Source organism: Gammaproteobacteria bacterium, from assembly GCA_040183005.1.
Classification (GTDB): domain Bacteria; phylum Pseudomonadota; class Gammaproteobacteria.
In genome coordinates this window covers 178,081-194,584 of the sequence record JAMPIW010000004.1, presented here as the reverse complement: position 1 = coordinate 194,584, position 16,504 = coordinate 178,081, and the positions used below count along the sequence as shown (strand labels likewise).

The window sequence follows — 16,504 nt, the reverse complement described above, 5'->3', positions numbered from 1 at the left end:
ATTGGTCTGTCAGACACGCATAGGCTGGGATGAAGAGGCCATGTTACCGGTATCGCTGGCGTGTGCTCTTTCATGCGGCGGCCGTATCGCGACGGCTGAGCAGCAGACGTAAACTCTCAATGGCGGCGAAGACCGCCACGCTCGCACCGAACACCGGCAGCGCGATGGATAGCGCGATGGCTGTGAGCCACAGCCACCACGGCGCCTCGCGCATGTGACGCAGGGTGGTCATGGGTGCGCCCAGACGCCCGCGTGGACGCCGCTTCCACCACATCACCCAACCAGAGATCACACTGAACATCACCGTCAACGCGGCCAGCCCGAGCAACACCTGATTCCATACGCCAAGCTCGGTGCGATGGAACGGAATGCCAACCGTGGTCGCTTTGGAAAGCAAGGGTAGTTGCTCCCAATCACTGAAAAACAGCACTTTGCCGCTGTAGGCGTCCAGCGCCAGGCGAAAGCGTTTGGTGGGTTGGGTGCGGTCGAAATTTTCGATACGCCACACGCCCGTCGCTTTACCGGGTGGTGATAGGCTCATCGAAATATCCGGCGCCACGCGACGAGCGTGTTCGAATGCCGCCTGCAAACTCATGGGCGTTTGGCCCTGTGGCGCGATCGAGGACAAGGACTTGGGAAAACGCGGCGCGCCCTGATCCAGCGCCTGTTGCAAGATGCGGAAGTTCTCGCCGCTGTACTTGGCCCAGGTCAAACCTGTGACAAGTACCACGCCCAACACACCACACATGGCTATCGCCAGCACCGTATGCAGATCGCGCCAGGTCTGGCGTCCCTGTCCCAGGCGTGGTACCAGCGCGCACCAGCCGGGGCCACCAGCGGCTTGGGAGTGTGGCCACCACAGCATTAAACCGGTGGCGAACATTACCAGCATCCAGCTCGCGCCCAACTCCGTGAGCCAGCGCCAGCCATCACCCTGCAACGCGCTGGAGTGGAGTTTTTTGGCCCAGGTCTGGAAGCGCTCCATTTCGTGCAGGTTGCCCACCACCTGTGCGGTGTAGGGGTTCACATACACGATACGGCCCTGCGGCAAGCCATGATCGTGTTCCGCCGCAGCGCCCGAGTGATGGTGTAAGTCGAAGAACACTTGCGTTGTCTCGCCAGGCCGGTGCGCGGGGACAATAAAGCGCGGCTTGCCGTGTGGCTGATCGGCCTGCGCCGCCGTAAGTTGCGCATCGAGCGGCAATGCCGGGCCGGTCACGGCCACATGATCCACGACGGCGTGACGCCACGCCTCGATCTGCGGAGTAAACACGTACAATAGCCCAGTAAGCGCGGCGAACAGCATGATAGGCGTAGCGATCAACCCAGCCCAGAAATGAATGCGCCACAGCAACTGATGCAAAGCTGCCTTGCGGTGATCGATTTGCTCATCGGTGAGAGGCAATGTATTCATGATAAGTCTTCCCAGTGATGCCGCATTTTACTGGTTAGCTCACCGGTGCCGGAATGTGACACGTTGCCGCGCGGCAATTTGCCGCACCTTGCCTCTGGCGTGTAATAAAGGCAACATGGCGCCATGCTGGTAAACCTGTCGCCCTCATCCCGTTCTTCCGCGCTGAATCTGCAGCGTCTGCTTGCCCTGAGAGGGGTGGCTATTTCCTGCCAATCGCTCACGGTACTGGTGGCTGTCTATGGTCTGGACATGCCTTTGCCGTTGCCTGCCGTGGGAGCCATCATCGCCGCTTTCGCGGCGCTCACCCTCTTGGCCTGGGTGCGTCTTAAACTGCCCCGCCCAGTGACGGACAAGGAACTGTTCGGCCATCTCCTGATCGACGTGGCCGCCCTGACTGTGCTGCTGTATTTCACTGGCGGTTCCGCCAATCCGTTTGTCTCGCTGCTGTTGCTGCCTTTGACCATCGCCGCTGCCGCCCTGCCCGGGACGTATAGCTGGGCGATGGCGGCGATCTCTGTGGTGTGTTACTCGCTGCTGATGGTGTTTTATGTGCCGCTGCCGCACAACCGCAACAATGACTTCAACCTGCATGTGCTGGGGATGTGGTTCAACTTCATGCTGAGCGCCGGTCTGATCGCCTATTTTGTGGTCAAGATGGGCAATACCCTCCGCGAACGTGACCAGCGGCTTGCCGAGGCGCGGGAAAACGCACTGCGTGATGAGCGTCTGGTGGCGCTGGGTACCCTGGCGGCGGGGGCGGCGCATGAGCTGGGCACGCCGCTGGCGACCATGGCGATATTGACCAAGGAGCTAGAGCAGGAGTATGCTGCTCTGCCGGGGATGAGCGAAAAAATGCGTATCTTGCGCGATCAGGTGAATCGCTGCAAAGGCATACTCTCCACCATGGCGTCCTCCGCCGGCCAGGCGCGTGCCGAATCCGGCCATGCTGTGGCGTTGGACAGCTATCTTGAAGATGTACTCAAGCAATGGCGGAGCATGCGCCCAGCAATCACAGTACAACCCCGCTGGCAAGGGCCGCTGCCCGCACCGCGCATCGTGGCGGAACAAACCCTGACGCAAGCAATTACCAACATCCTGAATAATGCTGCTGACGCCTCGCCGGATAATGTCGAAGTAGAAGGACGTTGGGACGCACGCGAGTTGATCCTGGAAATTTTCGACCGCGGCATGGGGCTGACTCCAGTCACCCAGGCACGCGCGGGCGAGCTGCTGTTTACCACCAAGGAACCCGGTCAGGGCTTGGGGCTGGGACTGTTTCTGGCGCATGCCACGATCAGCCGCTTCGGAGGTAGCGTGCAGCTCCTCAACCGGGAGGGCAGCGGCGCTTGTACGCGCGTTGTATTGCCCTTGACCAACTTGAAGACATCAACATGACTTTTACGATCGACGCAACCGAAGACAACCGCCCCAGTCTATTGCTGGTGGATGATGACCTGACCTTTTGCCAGGTGTTGTCGCAAGCATTAATAAAACGCGGTTTTGCGGTTCGACTGGCACACAGCGTCGATGAGGCGCTGTGCTTGGTTGAGGACGATGCGACGCACAGGGACGTGCTAGTGCCGCAGGAGGGTCGCTCCAACGCATCCCGCGTTCGCGACAGTCGTCCATCCATAGACAGCGCAGGATGCCGGGAGTGGCCGCCCGAATACGCGGTGATAGACCTGCGCATGCCCGGCCCTTCCGGCCTGGTGCTGGTGGAAAAGCTCAAGACCCTCGACAGCCACACCCGCATCGTCGTACTCACCGGCTACGCCAGCATCGCCACCGCCGTGGAGGCCATCAAGCTGGGCGCGACCCACTACCTCACCAAGCCTGCCGACGCCGATGAGATCGTGCAGGCATTCCACTGCGAGACGGGCGAGGCGAGTATGGCCATTGCGGAAAACCCCTTGTCGGTGGACAGGCTGGAGTGGGAGCATATCCAGAAGGTGCTGCTGGAATGCCAGGGCAACATCTCCGCCACTGCGCGGCGCCTGGACATGCACCGCCGCACACTGCAACGAAAACTCAACAAACGGCCAGCGCGGCGGTGAACGAAAATATTTATAATGACACCGAATATCAGAACTTTTAAGAGTCCCGTTAAGGACTGAGCCCGGCGAGATTCCATGCAGTCATACAACCTTCAAGACGTAAACCTCGCCATTCCCCTTGCCTATCTGTCCCGCGGCAGCGCCTATGAACATCAGGGACGTGTGGCCGGACTGGGGATTTCTGCAGATGGCAGCATGATGACCGCCTTGGTGCGTGGCAGCGGGCGGAGACCCTATAAGGTAATAGTGCAGATTGCCGGGCAAGCAGGCCATGCCCGCATCAGGGGAAATTGTAGTTGCCCCGTCGGCAATAATTGCAAACATGTCGCGGCGGTGCTGCTACATGCGTTGCATCAAAAACCCTCACTACCACCAGCGCCCGCTGCTCCAAAGCCCAGCCCCGCCGATGCACATGGAAGTGCGAGTGCCGCCAGAGGCAGGATGCCGGAAGCGGCCGATGCACATGGAAGTGCGAGTGCCACCAGAAGCGGGATGCTGGGAGCGGCCGACACGCAGATCAGTGATTGGCTGGCGCGCATGGAGCAGGCCATGGCGCCCAAATCCGAACCGCCAGTGGAGATCCCAGAGCGGCTGCTGTATCTCCTTTCCATACTCGAGAATCTCCGGCCGCCGCGTTTGGAAGTCAAGTTGATAGCGACACGGCTGCTCAAGGCGGGCGGTTATGGCAAGGCGAAAAATTTGCCCAGCGTGGCGGCAACATCACCCCCGCGTTACGCAGCTCCCGCTGATACGGCCATCCTGCGCTGGCTGCATGTGCTAAACCCATTTTTTGCGCACAGCAACAGCTACCGCCTGGAAGGAGCGGACGGAGAACGTGTGCTGCGCGACATGCTCGTTACCGGTCGCTGTCATTGGCGGGAGAAGGACAGCGCGCCACTTACGCTGGGCGAACCGCGCCACGGGCACATTGATTGGGTGATGTCCGCCGATGGCACACAGCGCCCGCATATTGCAGGCGTAGAGGGTGTTGTGGATGCGGTTTTGCCTCTCACGCCACCATGGTATCTCGATCTCAATAGCCATCAATGCGGCCCCTTGCTAACGGGTCTGCCGGATGCAATCGCCGCAGCCTTGCTGGGCGCGCCTGCCGTGACGCCGGAGCAGGCGCTGGCGACGCGTGAGGCATTGAAGCATCACCTGCCCGACCTGCCGGCGCTCCTGCCGCAGACGTTTGCCAAAGTTAAACGTAAAACCGTCAAGCCGACGCCATGTCTGCGACTGTTTATGCAAGCGCTGGAGGTGCGTCGCCAGTTCCAGTGGCAAGTGGAGGCTACGCATCTCAACGTGGAGCTGGCGCGGCTGTCTTTCGACTATGCGGGCGAGATCATTCCGCTCGGCGACAAGCGCACCGCCATCACCCGTGTCGAAGACGGCGAACTGCTGCGCATGGCGCGTGACGAAAAGGCTGAAAAAAAGGCGCTGCAACGGCTGAAAGAGAGTGGCTTCGCGCCAGTCAATGACGTGCCGATCTTTAATGTTCCCCCAGCCCATGCCTTTGACATGACCATATCGGACGATGACCGTCAAGCCGTACTGCTGGATTTCAGCATGAATGGCGTCCCCGCATTGCGCAAGCTGGGCTGGAAGGTAGAATTCGCGCCGGACTATGGCTACCGTCCCGTGGAAGATGTGGGGGATTGGTACGCGGATGTTGAGGAAGGCGCCGGCAATGATTGGTTCGGGCTGGAACTGGGCATCATGGTGGACGGAAAACCGCTCAATCTGCTGCCAGTGTTGATCAATATGCTGCATGACTTTCCCGATGTGATGGATCTCAACGCGCTCCAGAATGCGCCTCCGAATCAATCCTTTATTGCGCGCCTGGAGGATGGCCGCTTGCTGTCGTTGCCCATCGAGCGCGTAAGAAATGTGCTGGGCACGTTGATCGAACTCTATAACAAAGATCTGGACAAGAACGGCCGCCTGGTGCTGCCCGCCGCGCAGGCCGGACAACTGGCCGAGCTGGAATCGCTTGCCGGCAAGAATATGGAATGGCAGGGCGGCGAGCGGCTGCGTGAACTGGGGCAGCGGCTGCGCGACTTCAAGGGCATCGCCGAGGCGGATCTGCCGACGGGGCTGAATGCGGAGTTGCGTCCCTATCAAAAGCAGGGGCTCAACTGGCTGCAATTTCTGCGCGATTATGGGCTGGCCGGCATCCTGGCCGACGACATGGGGTTGGGCAAGACCGTGCAAACGCTCGCCCACCTGCTGCTCGAAAAGGAGGGTGGGCGCATGGACCGCCCTAGCCTGGTGATCGCTCCCACCAGTCTGATGGTCAACTGGCGCATCGAGGCGGAACGCTTCGCACCGTCACTCAAGGTGCTGGTGCTCCAGGGGCTGGAGCGCAAACAGCACTTCGAACGGCTCGCCGATTTCGACGTGGTGTTGACCACCTACCCGCTGTTGCCGCGCGATCAGGAGGTGCTGCTGGCGCAGGAATACCACCTCGTCATCCTCGACGAGGCGCAGGTCATCAAAAACCCCAAGGCCAAGGCCAGCCAGATCGTCCGCCAGCTAAAGACCCGCCACCGCCTGTGCCTCACCGGCACGCCCATGGAAAACCATTTGGGTGAGATGTGGTCGCTGCTCGACTTCCTTATGCCCGGCCTGTTGGGCAACGAAAAGCAATTTAGCAAGTCATTCCGCACCCCTATCGAAAAACATGGCGACGCCACGCGGCGCGACATCCTCAGGCGCCGCATCGCTCCCTTCATGCTGCGCCGCACCAAACAGGAAGTGGTGAAGGAGCTGCCGCCCAAGAGCGAGATCCTGCGCAACGTGGAGCTGGCGGGCGCGCAGCGTGATCTCTACGAAAGCATCCGACTCGCCATGCACACCAAGGTGCGCGATGAGATCAACAAAAAGGGCATGGCACGCAGCCAGATCATAATTCTCGATGCCTTGCTCAAGCTGCGCCAGGTGTGCTGCGACCCGCGCCTCGTCAAACTCGACAGCGCGAAAAAGGTCAAACACTCCGCCAAGCTGGAACTGCTCATGGAGATGCTGCCGGAGATGGTGGAAGAAGGCCGCCGCATCCTGCTGTTTTCGCAATTCACCGGCATGCTGGCGCTGATCGAGGAAGAGCTGAAACAACGCAAACTCGATTATGTACAGCTCACCGGCAACACCCGCGACCGCGCCACACCGGTGCAGCGCTTCCAGGCCGGAGAAGTACCGTTGTTTCTCATCAGCCTCAAGGCGGGCGGCACTGGCCTCAACCTCACCGCCGCCGACACCGTCATCCACTACGACCCATGGTGGAACCCCGCCGTAGAAAACCAAGCCACCGACCGCGCCCACCGGATTGGTCAGGACAAGGCGGTATTCGTCTACAAACTCATCACCAGCGGCACCGTGGAAGAGAAGATCCTCGGCCTGCAGGCGCGCAAAAAAGAACTGGCCGACAGCCTGTTCGACGAAACGGCCAAGAGCGGGCCGAAGCTGACCTTGGAGGATTTGAATGCGCTGTTTGAGCCGTTGGGGTAGCAGGCGATGAGGTGATTATTGAGCTTGACCATGTGGCGCGAAGCTTCTTCATGATGCTGGCTTTTTAAAGCCAACAATAACCTGAGGTGTCCTGTCAATAACGGACATACCCGCTTCAAGCGCCGGCCTGTTGTTTGATGAAATTATCCGCAAACACAGCCGGGGCAACATAGCCAAGGCGCGAGTGACGCCTTTGGCGATTATAAAAAATCTCGATGTACTCCCGGATGGAGGCTTCTGCCTCTGCACGGGTGGCATATCGCCGGTGATGCACCAGTTCATTCTTTAGACTCCCCCAGAAGCTCGCCATCGGCGCATTGTCGTAACAGTTTCCGCGCCTGGACGCATACGGTGAATCGCCGTTTTTAGGTTTATCCAAAACCATATGATTGGACCATAAGCCAGCAAGCACTGTAAAACAACGACCCCCTCAAATTACTCCATGCCCAATTTCTTCAGCCGATATCGCAGTGCGCGGAAGGTGATGCCGAGCACTTTGGCGGCGGCGGTTTTGTTGTAACGGGTTTGTTCCAGGGCCTTCATGATGGTGTCTTTCTCGATGGTGTCGAGATAGGGTGCTAGGGGCAGGGGAGCGGTAGTCGAGGTAGGCGGTGCGGTTGGCTCAGGGATTTCCGGTTCGCGAGTACGGGGCAGATGGAGGTCAGTCACCTGGATGGCATTGCCCTCGCACAGGGTAATGGCACGCTCCAGGATGTTTTCCAGCTCGCGCACATTACCGGGAAAGGAATAGCCGCTCAGCGCCTGATGTGCATTTTGGCTCAAAGCAGGGATGGCCGTCCCTGGCGGGACGAGACGGTTCAGTACATGCTCCGCTAAAAGTGGGATGTCCTCGCGGCGCTCGCGCAGGCTGGGGGCATGCAGTTCGATGACGTTGAGGCGATAGTAGAGATCTTCGCGGAATGCTCCTTCCTTCACCAGTGCGGCGAGGTTTTTGTGGGTGGCGCACAGAATGCGCACGTCTATGGGCGCCTCTTTTTGCGCGCCAACGGGCCGCACAGCCTTTTCCTGGATGGCACGCAGCAGTTTGACCTGCATGTGCAGCGGCAAGTCGGCGACCTCATCGAGAAACAGGGTGCCGCCATGGGCCGCCTGGAACAGACCGTCCTTGTCGCTTCCAGCGCCTGTGAAACTACCCTTTTTATGGCCGAAGAATTCGCTTTCCATGAGGTGCTCGGGGATGGCACCGCAGTTGACCGGCACGAAGAGACCGTCGGCGCGTGGTCCTTTGTCATGGATGAGGTGTGCGATCAACTCCTTCCCCGTCCCTGATTCCCCGCTGATATAAACCGGCGCCTGGCTGCGTGCCAGCTTGGCGATCGTGGCGCGGATTGCCTGCATGGGGGCGGAGTCACCGAGCAGAATATGCCGTGAACGCCGTTCCCGGACGCCCGTATATCCCCCAGACGGGGCGGACTGTTCGGACAATTTCAGCGCGGCGGTGACCAGCGTGCGCAGCACATGCAAATCCACTGGCTTGGAGACGAAATCGAACGCCCCGGCCTTGAGTGCGCTAATGGCCATCTCCATGCTTCCGTGGGCGGTGATTACCGCGACCGGCAGGCTGACATGGTTTTTCTGGATATACTCCACCAGCTCCATACCGCTGCCGTCCGGCAGGCGCATGTCAGTCAGGCAGAGGTCAAAAGAGTGCTGGGCCAACAAGGCGCGCGCCTGCGTCAGGTTTTCTGCGGCAAAGGTATCGATCTCCATGCGCCCGAGCGTGAGTTCGAGCAGTTCACGGATATCCGGTTCGTCATCTACGACCAGGGCGAGGTGGCGGGTCATTCTAAGCTACCTGTCTGCGCCGGGGGTCGGCAAAGGTGATACGAAAACAGCTCCCGCCGTTCGTCCGTGCGCGGTAATTAAGGCGTGCCTGGTTGCATTCGCATAGTTCACGGGAAATATACAGTCCCAGGCCGGTGCCCTTGGGGTTGGTAGTAAAGAAGGGCTCGAAGATGTGTTCGGCGGCATCTGCTGTGATACCAGGGCCGCTGTCGAGCACCTCAAGAAAGGGGACATGGCTCTCTGGCACCAGACCACCACGCAATTCAACTTGTGGGCGATCGGCGCTATGGCGCAACGCATTCTCGCACAGATTCCAAAGAATCTGGTGCAACTGGCTGGGATCAATACGAACTTCGACATACGGTGGGTCTATATCGATGCCCAGCCATTCCGCTGAGATATTCTCGCTGGCCCGAAATTCCTCGGCAAACCGCTCCAGCCAGGGTTTAAGGGCAAACTCCTGCGGACGGGAACGATCACGGCGGCTGAGTTGCATCACGTTCTCGATGATCGCATTCACGCGTTGCGATTGTTCGCTGATGATCTGTGTAAGACGCACATCGTTTTTATCCAGGGCGGGAGACTCAGCAAGCAGTTGACCGGCGTGGCTGATAGCGCCCAGCGGATTGCGTATTTCATGAGCGATACTGGCGGTGAGCCGGCCTAGTGAGGCCAGCTTCATCTGCTGCGCCTGTTGTGCCATCACAGCGGTATCTTCCAGAAAAACGAGGATACCCGAGGACGGGCCTGTTTCCATGCGCGCAAAGCGCGGCAACAGAGCGGCGGCAGTCGCGTTGGGGCGGAAGGTATGCGGCTCCTCTTCGGGATAGGCCCGCCAGACATGTAATTGACCGGCAAGCACAGGAGAAATCTGCTCAAGCATCGGGTTTGCGGCCTTGGCGGCGGGGACATCCAGCAGATGTCGCGCCGATTCATTCATCAGGCGCACTTTTTCCTGCGCATCGACAACGAGCACGCCGGTTTGCATGCGCTGAATGATGTACTCGGTGAGCTGTTGCATATTCGCCAGATCAACCCCACGCTGCGCCGCCAGGTTCTCCGTGTCGCGGATGCGTCGGGCCAGCACGTGCGTCAAAAGTGCCGTGGCGAAAAACGTCGCGCCCAGCAGACCGGCCTGTGTGTAGTTGGGCAAAGAGGGAGTGAATGCCACCTGGGCGTATATCTGTTCGGCGAGTACGGCCAGCGTGGCCGTGGCGGCGAACAGAATCGCGGTGCGTCCCGGCATCAAAATACCGCCGCCGGCAATGGCGATCAACAACAGCATGCCCAGCCCGCTGCCGACACCCCCGCTGGCGTGCATGATCAACGTGATGGCAAGGATATCCACCAATACCTGTGTGAAAACCTGAGCCTTAAAGGCAGGCCAGCGCCAGCGGGTGGCCACAACGCTGCTGATGCCGAATATCAGGTACGCCGCGCTCACAGTCGAAAATAGCGCGGGGGCCACATCGCCCAGCAGCCTTATTTCAGCACCGGCCCAGGGTAGGATGACAAACAGAGTGGCAATCGCAACGCGATAGATATTCAGCAGATGCAACAGCCGCCAGGTGTTGGAAAAACCCTGGCTGACAGTATCCGCTGGTGTGTGCGCATTAGGGTGCTGGTCGAGCGTCCTGGCGAGCATTCCTTTTGTGCCCTTTAGGGTAGATGAATTCCGTTGTTACTGGAATTGTATCGGCCAGAAGGTTAATACTCTAAAGGGTTCCAGTACATTGGCGAATTATTCTAGAAAGAAGCTATTGAACCGCAGAGAACGCCGAGGACGCAAAGAAATTCTGAGGGGTAGCGCAACAAACACATCTTCCCAGCAGGGGACACAGCACACCTTATCAAGCTTTTGTTTTTCCTCTGCATTCTCTGCACACACTGTAGTGAGTGGCCGTTTTTAGCATTAGGCGCCTAAGCCACTTGCAGGTTGGCATACGCCATCACCAGCCACTTGCTGCCGGTATGCTTGAAATTGACCTGTACGCGAGCGTGTTCGCCCTGACCTTCGTAGCCAAGGATGACGCCCTCGCCGAATTTGCCGTGCGTTACGCGGCTACCCAGGCGCGGGCGAATCAGTGCGTCGGTGGGAGGTTCATCCATGCGGTGACCGGCATAGCCGCCGGCGGAGAGAGGACGGGTAACGGAAGCGCGTGGACGAACCTCGCGCAACAGTTCGGCGGGGATTTCGCCGATAAACCGCGAGGGCTGTGGATAGGCTTCCGTGCCATGCAGGCGGCGCCGCTCGGCACAGGTCAGGAACAGGTGTTTGCGCGCGCGGGTGATGCCCACATAGCACAAGCGACGCTCCTCCTCCAGCCGTCCCGGCTCCTGGGCGGACATCTGGTGCGGGAACAGGCCCTCTTCCATGCCGCACAGAAACACCAGCGGGAATTCCAGCCCCTTGGCCGAATGCAGGGTCATGAGCTGCACACAATCATCCCAGGCATTGCCTTGGCCCTCGCCCGCCTCCAGCGCGGCGTGCGAGAGGAACGCCTGGAGCGGCGTCATGCCGGAATCCGCGTCGTACTGGAACTGACGCGCCGCGTTGACCAGCTCTTCCAGATTTTCGACCCGCGCCTCTCCCTTTTCGCTCTTTTCCTTGCGGTAATGGTCAAGCAGGCCGCTGCGCGCCACCACATGCTCAACCTGCTCGGCGAGCGCAAATCCTTCCGTATCGCACGCGAGCCGTTCGATGAGTTCGATGAAGGCGGCAACAGCTTTGGCACCTGCGCCGTGCGCCGCCTGCCACATCGAGGTGTTATGTTGCCGGGCATGGTCGCGCACCAGCCCCAAGCCACGCTCACCAATGCCACGCGTGGGCGTGTTCACCACCCGTTCAAATGAGCTGTCATCCTCGCGGTTGGCGATCAGGCGCAGGTAGGCCAGTGCGTCCTTGATCTCGGCGCGTTCGAAAAAACGCAGGCCGCCGTACACCCGATAAGGCATCCCGGCGCTCAGCAGCGCCTCCTCCAGCACCCGCGACTGCGCGTTGGAGCGATATAGCAGCGCTGCCTCGCGGCGCGCATTGCCCTGCTCCACCCACTGCCGGATGCGCTCCACGATGAAACGCGCCTCGTCGAGGTCATTAAAGGCGGTATAAAACTGGATCGGCTCACCCTGCTCACCCGCAGTCCACAGATTCTTGCCAAGGCGGCCCTGGTTGTTAGTGATCAGGGCATTGGCGGCAGCGAGAATCACGCCAGTGGAGCGGTAGTTCTGCTCCAGACGCAGCACGCGGGTGGAGGGGAAATCTTCACTAAAGCTCTGGAGATTCTCGACGCGCGCTCCGCGCCAGCCGTAGATCGACTGGTCGTCGTCGCCGACGATGAACAGCTTGCCGGTGTCCCCGGCGAGCAGCTTGATCCAGGCATACTGGATGGCATTGGTGTCCTGAAACTCATCCACCAGGACATGGCGGAAGCGCTGCCGGTAGTGGGCGAGCACCTCGGGGTGCTTCTGCCACATTTCCAGCGCGCGCAGCAGCAGTTCGGCGAAATCCACCATCCCGCCTCGCTGACAGGTCTCCTCGTAAGCTTGGTAGATGCGGACCATCTGGCGCGTGAAGGGGTCGCCATTGTCCGGGATGTGATGCGGACGCAGGCCCTCGTCCTTGCGGCCGTTGATGAACCACTGCGCCTGCTTGGGTGGCCAGCGCGCCTCGTCCAGTTCCAGCGCCTTGATGATGCGGCGCACCACGCGGTATTGATCGTCGCTATCGAGAATTTGAAACGCCTGCGGCAGACCCGCCTCACGCCAGTGGGTACGCAGCAGGCGGTGCGCCAGACCATGAAACGTGCCCACCCACAGCCCGCCCGCCGAGAGATTGAGCATCTGTTCAATGCGTCCCCGCATTTCCGTAGCGGCCTTATTTGTAAAGGTCACCGCCAGGATACTGTGTGGCGAGACATCCTCCACGCCAATCAACCACGCCATGCGGTGCACCAGCACGCGCGTCTTGCCGCTGCCCGCGCCAGCCAGTATCAGCAGATGGCCGGGAGGCGCGGCCACGGCCTCGCGCTGGGCATCGTTAAGGTCATCGAGAATATAAGAAACGTCCATAATTGAATTCTACCAGATTCGATGGGTCATATTTTGAAAGACTCTGATACCATTTCAACCTAAAAACGGCAGTTGGACGGGGTGGGGTGTGCGGTTTTCGGGGTGCAGGGCATACCCGTGAAGGGCACAATGAGGCGCAACGACGCGGAATGGTTGTTCCACCGTGAAGGTGGCAATGCCATTCCAAGGAGTTGCAACGCTGCCATGCGCACTGAAAACCGTGCAATCCGCTCCGTAGCGGGCTCACCAGAAAGATGAACTCGCAAAATATAAAGAACCCGTTCAAAAACATATTGCTAACCGCCCAAAAAAGCGGTCAACTGCCGTTATTAGGTTCAGATATTGCCAGCATCAAGGAGAACTTCAAATGAAGATTAAGAACTTGATAACAGAGTGGGAAACCGCCCCTCACGCCAAATTTGCCGCACAAGAACATCATGTCAGGCTTCCGATACACGATGCTGCACGGATTGCGGCACTGGCGGAGATGTACCCGGCTGTCACGGAGACGCAGATTATCACCAATTTGCTGTCCGCAGCGCTGGACGAACTGGAGGCGGCGCTGCCTTATGTGCCGGGCAATCGCGTGATCGCCGAGGATGACCAGGGTGACCCTATCTACGAGGATATAGGTAATACCGGGCTCTTTCTGGATCTGACCAAAAAACATACCCTCAAACTGGAAAATGAGCTGGCTTCGCAATAGGGAATTGGCGCAGCCATTAAAGTTAATGAGGCAAGCGGGCGAAAAAGTAGTGACGGGGTTTTCTTAACACAAGAAAGGCTATACCAGGACATGGCGAATCAGGATTCGGATAACAGTTACCTTTATGCAGGCAACGCCGGCTTTGTCGAAGAGATTTATCGCCGCTTCCTGAACGATCCGGCCTCCATCGATCCGGCATGGCGGCACTATTTTGAGGGTTTGCAGCCGTTCGCCGCGGCGGCGTTCCAGGAACCCGATCACGAAGCCATCCGCCACATGTTTATCCAGCACTCCAAAGGGGTAGCCAAGAGGGCAGCGCCTGACCATTCAGTGGCGGAGCAGGTCGGCAAGCAAGTCGCCGTGCTGCAACTCATCGATGCCTACCGCGTGCGCGGGCACCAACAGGCCGATGTTGAACCGCTGGGCCTGACCGAACACGTCCCGTTGCCAGATCTCGATCTTGCCTTTCACAGCCTCACAGAAGCCGACATGAACACCCTTTTCAGTACCGGCTCCCTGGAAGGTCCTGCCCAGGCCACGTTGCGCGACATCCTGCAACGCTTGCAGGAGATCTACTGCGGGCACATCGGTGCCGACTATATGCATATCACCGATACAGAACAAAAACGCTGGATACAAAAACGCCTGGAGAACAGTCACGGCCAGCCGGAGCTTTCACCCGAGTTCAAGAGGCGGATTCTGGAAAGGCTCACCGCTGCCGATGGCATTGAACAATACCTGCACTCCAAATACGTTGGTCAAAAAAGATTTTCCCTGGAAGGCGGGGAAAGCCTCATTCCCTTGCTGCATGAGGTCATCCAGCGTGCGGGCGGACAAAACGTGCGAGAGGTGGTGATAGGCATGGCGCACCGCGGCCGCCTTAATGTGCTGGTGAATATCATGGGCAAATCACCCAGGGATCTGTTCATGGAATTCGAGGGCAAGTGCGATCTCACCAGCAGGCATTCCTGCGGCGATGTGAAATATCACCAGGGATTCTCCTCCGATATCAGCACACCTGGCGGGGCGGTGCATGTGGCGCTGGCCTTTAATCCTTCGCACCTGGAAATCGTCGATCCGGTTGTGGAAGGCTCGGTACGCGCCCGCCAGCACCGGCGCAGGGATCTTGCGGGCAATCAGGTGTTGCCGGTATTGATTCACGGTGACGCCGCCTTTGCCGGGCAGGGCGTGGTGATGGAAACCTTGAATATGTCGCAGGCTCGCGGTTATACCACTGGCGGCACCGTGCATATCATTATCAACAACCAGATCGGCTTTACCATGAGCGATCCCCATGATGCCCGCTCCAGTGTGTATTGCACGGATGTGGCGCGGATGGTGCAGGCACCGATCTTTCATGTTAATGGCGATGATCCCGAAGCGGTGACCTATGTCACTCACCTGGCACTCGACTATCGCATGCAATTTAACCGCGATGTGGTGATCGACCTGGTGTGTTACCGCCGCCATGGGCATAACGAGGCCGACGAGCCGGCGGTGACGCAACCCCTCATGTATCGGAAGATCCATCAGCACCCGCGGGTGGCCAAGCTCTATGCCGAACGCCTGATCGGTGAAAGCGCAATCACCGCGCATGAAGCCGAGGCCATGGTCGCCGATTACAGGACTGCCCTGGATGAAGGCCGCAGCGTGGCGCGGGAGATTCACGCTGGCGTGGACAATCAATACGCGGTGAACTGGACGCCTTATTTGGGGAAGCACTGGCAACACCCCACAGATACCCGCGTGTCCACGGATGAAATCAGGATGCTTTCAGAGCAACTACTGCAACTGCCTGATGATTTCAAGTTACATCCGCGAGTGGCCAAGATCATGACAGACCGGCACGACATGTCCACCGGCAAACTGCCGATGGACTGGGGTTTTGCAGAAACCCTGGCCTATGCCACTCTGCTCAAGAGCGGGTATCCAGTGCGGATTTCCGGGCAGGACAGCGGCCGCGGCACATTCTTTCATCGCCATGCCGTGCTGCACCATCAGGAGGATGGCAGCACGTATGTGCCTCTGCAACACATGGCGGATAATCAGGCACAGCACTTTATCGTCATCGACTCCTTGCTGTCTGAAGAGGCCGTGCTCGGATTCGAATATGGCTATGCGACAGCCTCGCCTGAGTCATTGGTGATATGGGAGGCACAGTTTGGCGATTTTGCCAACGGCGCGCAGGTGGTCATCGATCAATTCATCAGCTCCGGCGAAGTCAAATGGGGGCGTTTGTGCGGCCTCACACTGTTTCTCCCGCATGGCTATGACGGCCAGGGGCCGGAACATTCTTCCGCCCGGCTCGAACGCTATCTGCAACTTTGCTCGCATGACAACATGCAGGTTTGTGTGCCGTCCACGCCTGCGCAGATATTTCACCTGCTGCGGCGCCAGATGCTGCGGCCTTACCGCAAGCCACTCATCGTCATGACACCCAAGAACTTGCTGCGGCACAAGCTGGCCACCTCTCGCTTGGAGGAGCTTGCCACCTCCGGTTTCAAAAACGTGATAGGTGAATGCGACACCCTTGATGTGAACACAGTAAAACGCGTCGTGGTATGCAGCGGCAAGATATATTATGAGCTGCTGGAGGTGCGCCGCACGCGCAAGATCGACGATATCGCCATCATCCGTATTGAGCAGCTCCATCCCTTGCCCACGGATGAGCTGCGTCAGGAGCTTGGCCGTTTCCGCAAGGCGCGCGAGGTGGTATGGTGCCAGGAAGAGCCCGAGAACCAAGGCGCGTGGAATTATATGCAACACTGCCTGCGCGAACACCTCCAGCCCAAACAGACCTTGAGCTATGCCGGACGACCGAGTTATTCCGCCCCCGCCGAAGGCTATTTGAGCAAGCATTTGGAACAACAAACCCAACTGATTAATACAGCGCTGGAATTTTCAAAAAATACCGTGGCAGAAAAGAAACGCATTGCTTGATGGAGTATT

General features: G+C 59.0%; 9 protein-coding genes and 1 pseudogene. 5 read left to right on the top strand and 5 right to left on the bottom strand.

Features of this window, described 5'->3' with window-relative positions; genetic code table 11:
- Window positions 1-70 precede the first annotated feature (70 nt).
- Window positions 71-1,414: a PepSY domain-containing protein gene (locus M3A44_05005; GenBank protein MEQ6341013.1), complete on the bottom strand. Its 1,344-nt coding sequence runs from the start codon at window positions 1,412-1,414 to the stop codon at window positions 71-73.
- A 123-nt stretch (window positions 1,415-1,537) separates the two neighbouring features.
- Between M3A44_05005 and M3A44_05000 the strand changes: the two genes are divergently transcribed.
- The 3 genes from M3A44_05000 to M3A44_04990 all read left to right on the top strand — a co-directional run bounded on the left by M3A44_05000 (window position 1,538) and on the right by M3A44_04990 (window position 6,975).
- Window positions 1,538-2,809, top strand: a complete 1,272-nt coding sequence (locus M3A44_05000) for an ATP-binding protein (GenBank protein MEQ6341012.1) — start codon at window positions 1,538-1,540, stop codon at window positions 2,807-2,809.
- Complete coding sequence (locus M3A44_04995) at window positions 2,806-3,468, top strand: response regulator transcription factor (GenBank protein MEQ6341011.1); 663 nt, start codon at window positions 2,806-2,808, stop codon at window positions 3,466-3,468. The genes M3A44_05000 and M3A44_04995 overlap by 4 nt, the downstream gene beginning before the upstream one ends.
- Before the next feature lie 75 nt (window positions 3,469-3,543).
- Window positions 3,544-6,975 carry a DEAD/DEAH box helicase gene (locus M3A44_04990; protein ID MEQ6341010.1) on the top strand — a complete coding sequence of 1,144 codons (3,432 nt, stop codon included), beginning with the start codon at window positions 3,544-3,546 and terminating at the stop codon, window positions 6,973-6,975.
- A gap of 115 nt (window positions 6,976-7,090) precedes the next feature.
- On the opposite strand, the pseudogene M3A44_04985 reads toward M3A44_04990, so the two are convergent.
- The 4 genes and pseudogenes from M3A44_04985 to uvrD form a co-directional block, all read right to left on the bottom strand.
- Window positions 7,091-7,318 (bottom strand): annotated as a pseudogene (locus M3A44_04985) (integrase core domain-containing protein).
- Window positions 7,319-7,410: 92 nt separating this feature from the next.
- On the bottom strand, window positions 7,411-8,781 hold the full coding sequence (locus M3A44_04980; GenBank protein ID MEQ6341009.1) for a sigma-54 dependent transcriptional regulator: 1,371 nt from the start codon (window positions 8,779-8,781) through the stop codon (window positions 7,411-7,413).
- Window position 8,782: 1 nt separating this feature from the next.
- Window positions 8,783-10,426 carry an ATP-binding protein gene (locus M3A44_04975; GenBank protein MEQ6341008.1) on the bottom strand — a complete coding sequence of 548 codons (1,644 nt, stop codon included), beginning with the start codon at window positions 10,424-10,426 and terminating at the stop codon, window positions 8,783-8,785.
- 275 nt (window positions 10,427-10,701) lie between these two features.
- Window positions 10,702-12,849, bottom strand: a complete 2,148-nt coding sequence (gene uvrD / locus M3A44_04970) for a DNA helicase II (protein MEQ6341007.1) — start codon at window positions 12,847-12,849, stop codon at window positions 10,702-10,704.
- A gap of 367 nt (window positions 12,850-13,216) precedes the next feature.
- On the opposite strand from uvrD, the gene M3A44_04965 reads away from it, so the two are divergent.
- Together M3A44_04965 and M3A44_04960 are read left to right on the top strand one after the other, a co-directional pair.
- Window positions 13,217-13,555: a type 1 pili tip component gene (locus M3A44_04965; GenBank protein MEQ6341006.1), complete on the top strand. Its 339-nt coding sequence runs from the start codon at window positions 13,217-13,219 to the stop codon at window positions 13,553-13,555.
- A 90-nt stretch (window positions 13,556-13,645) separates the two neighbouring features.
- Window positions 13,646-16,495, top strand: coding sequence for a 2-oxoglutarate dehydrogenase E1 component (locus M3A44_04960; GenBank protein ID MEQ6341005.1), 2,850 nt, complete (start codon window positions 13,646-13,648; stop codon window positions 16,493-16,495).
- Window positions 16,496-16,504: the final 9 nt, after the last annotated feature.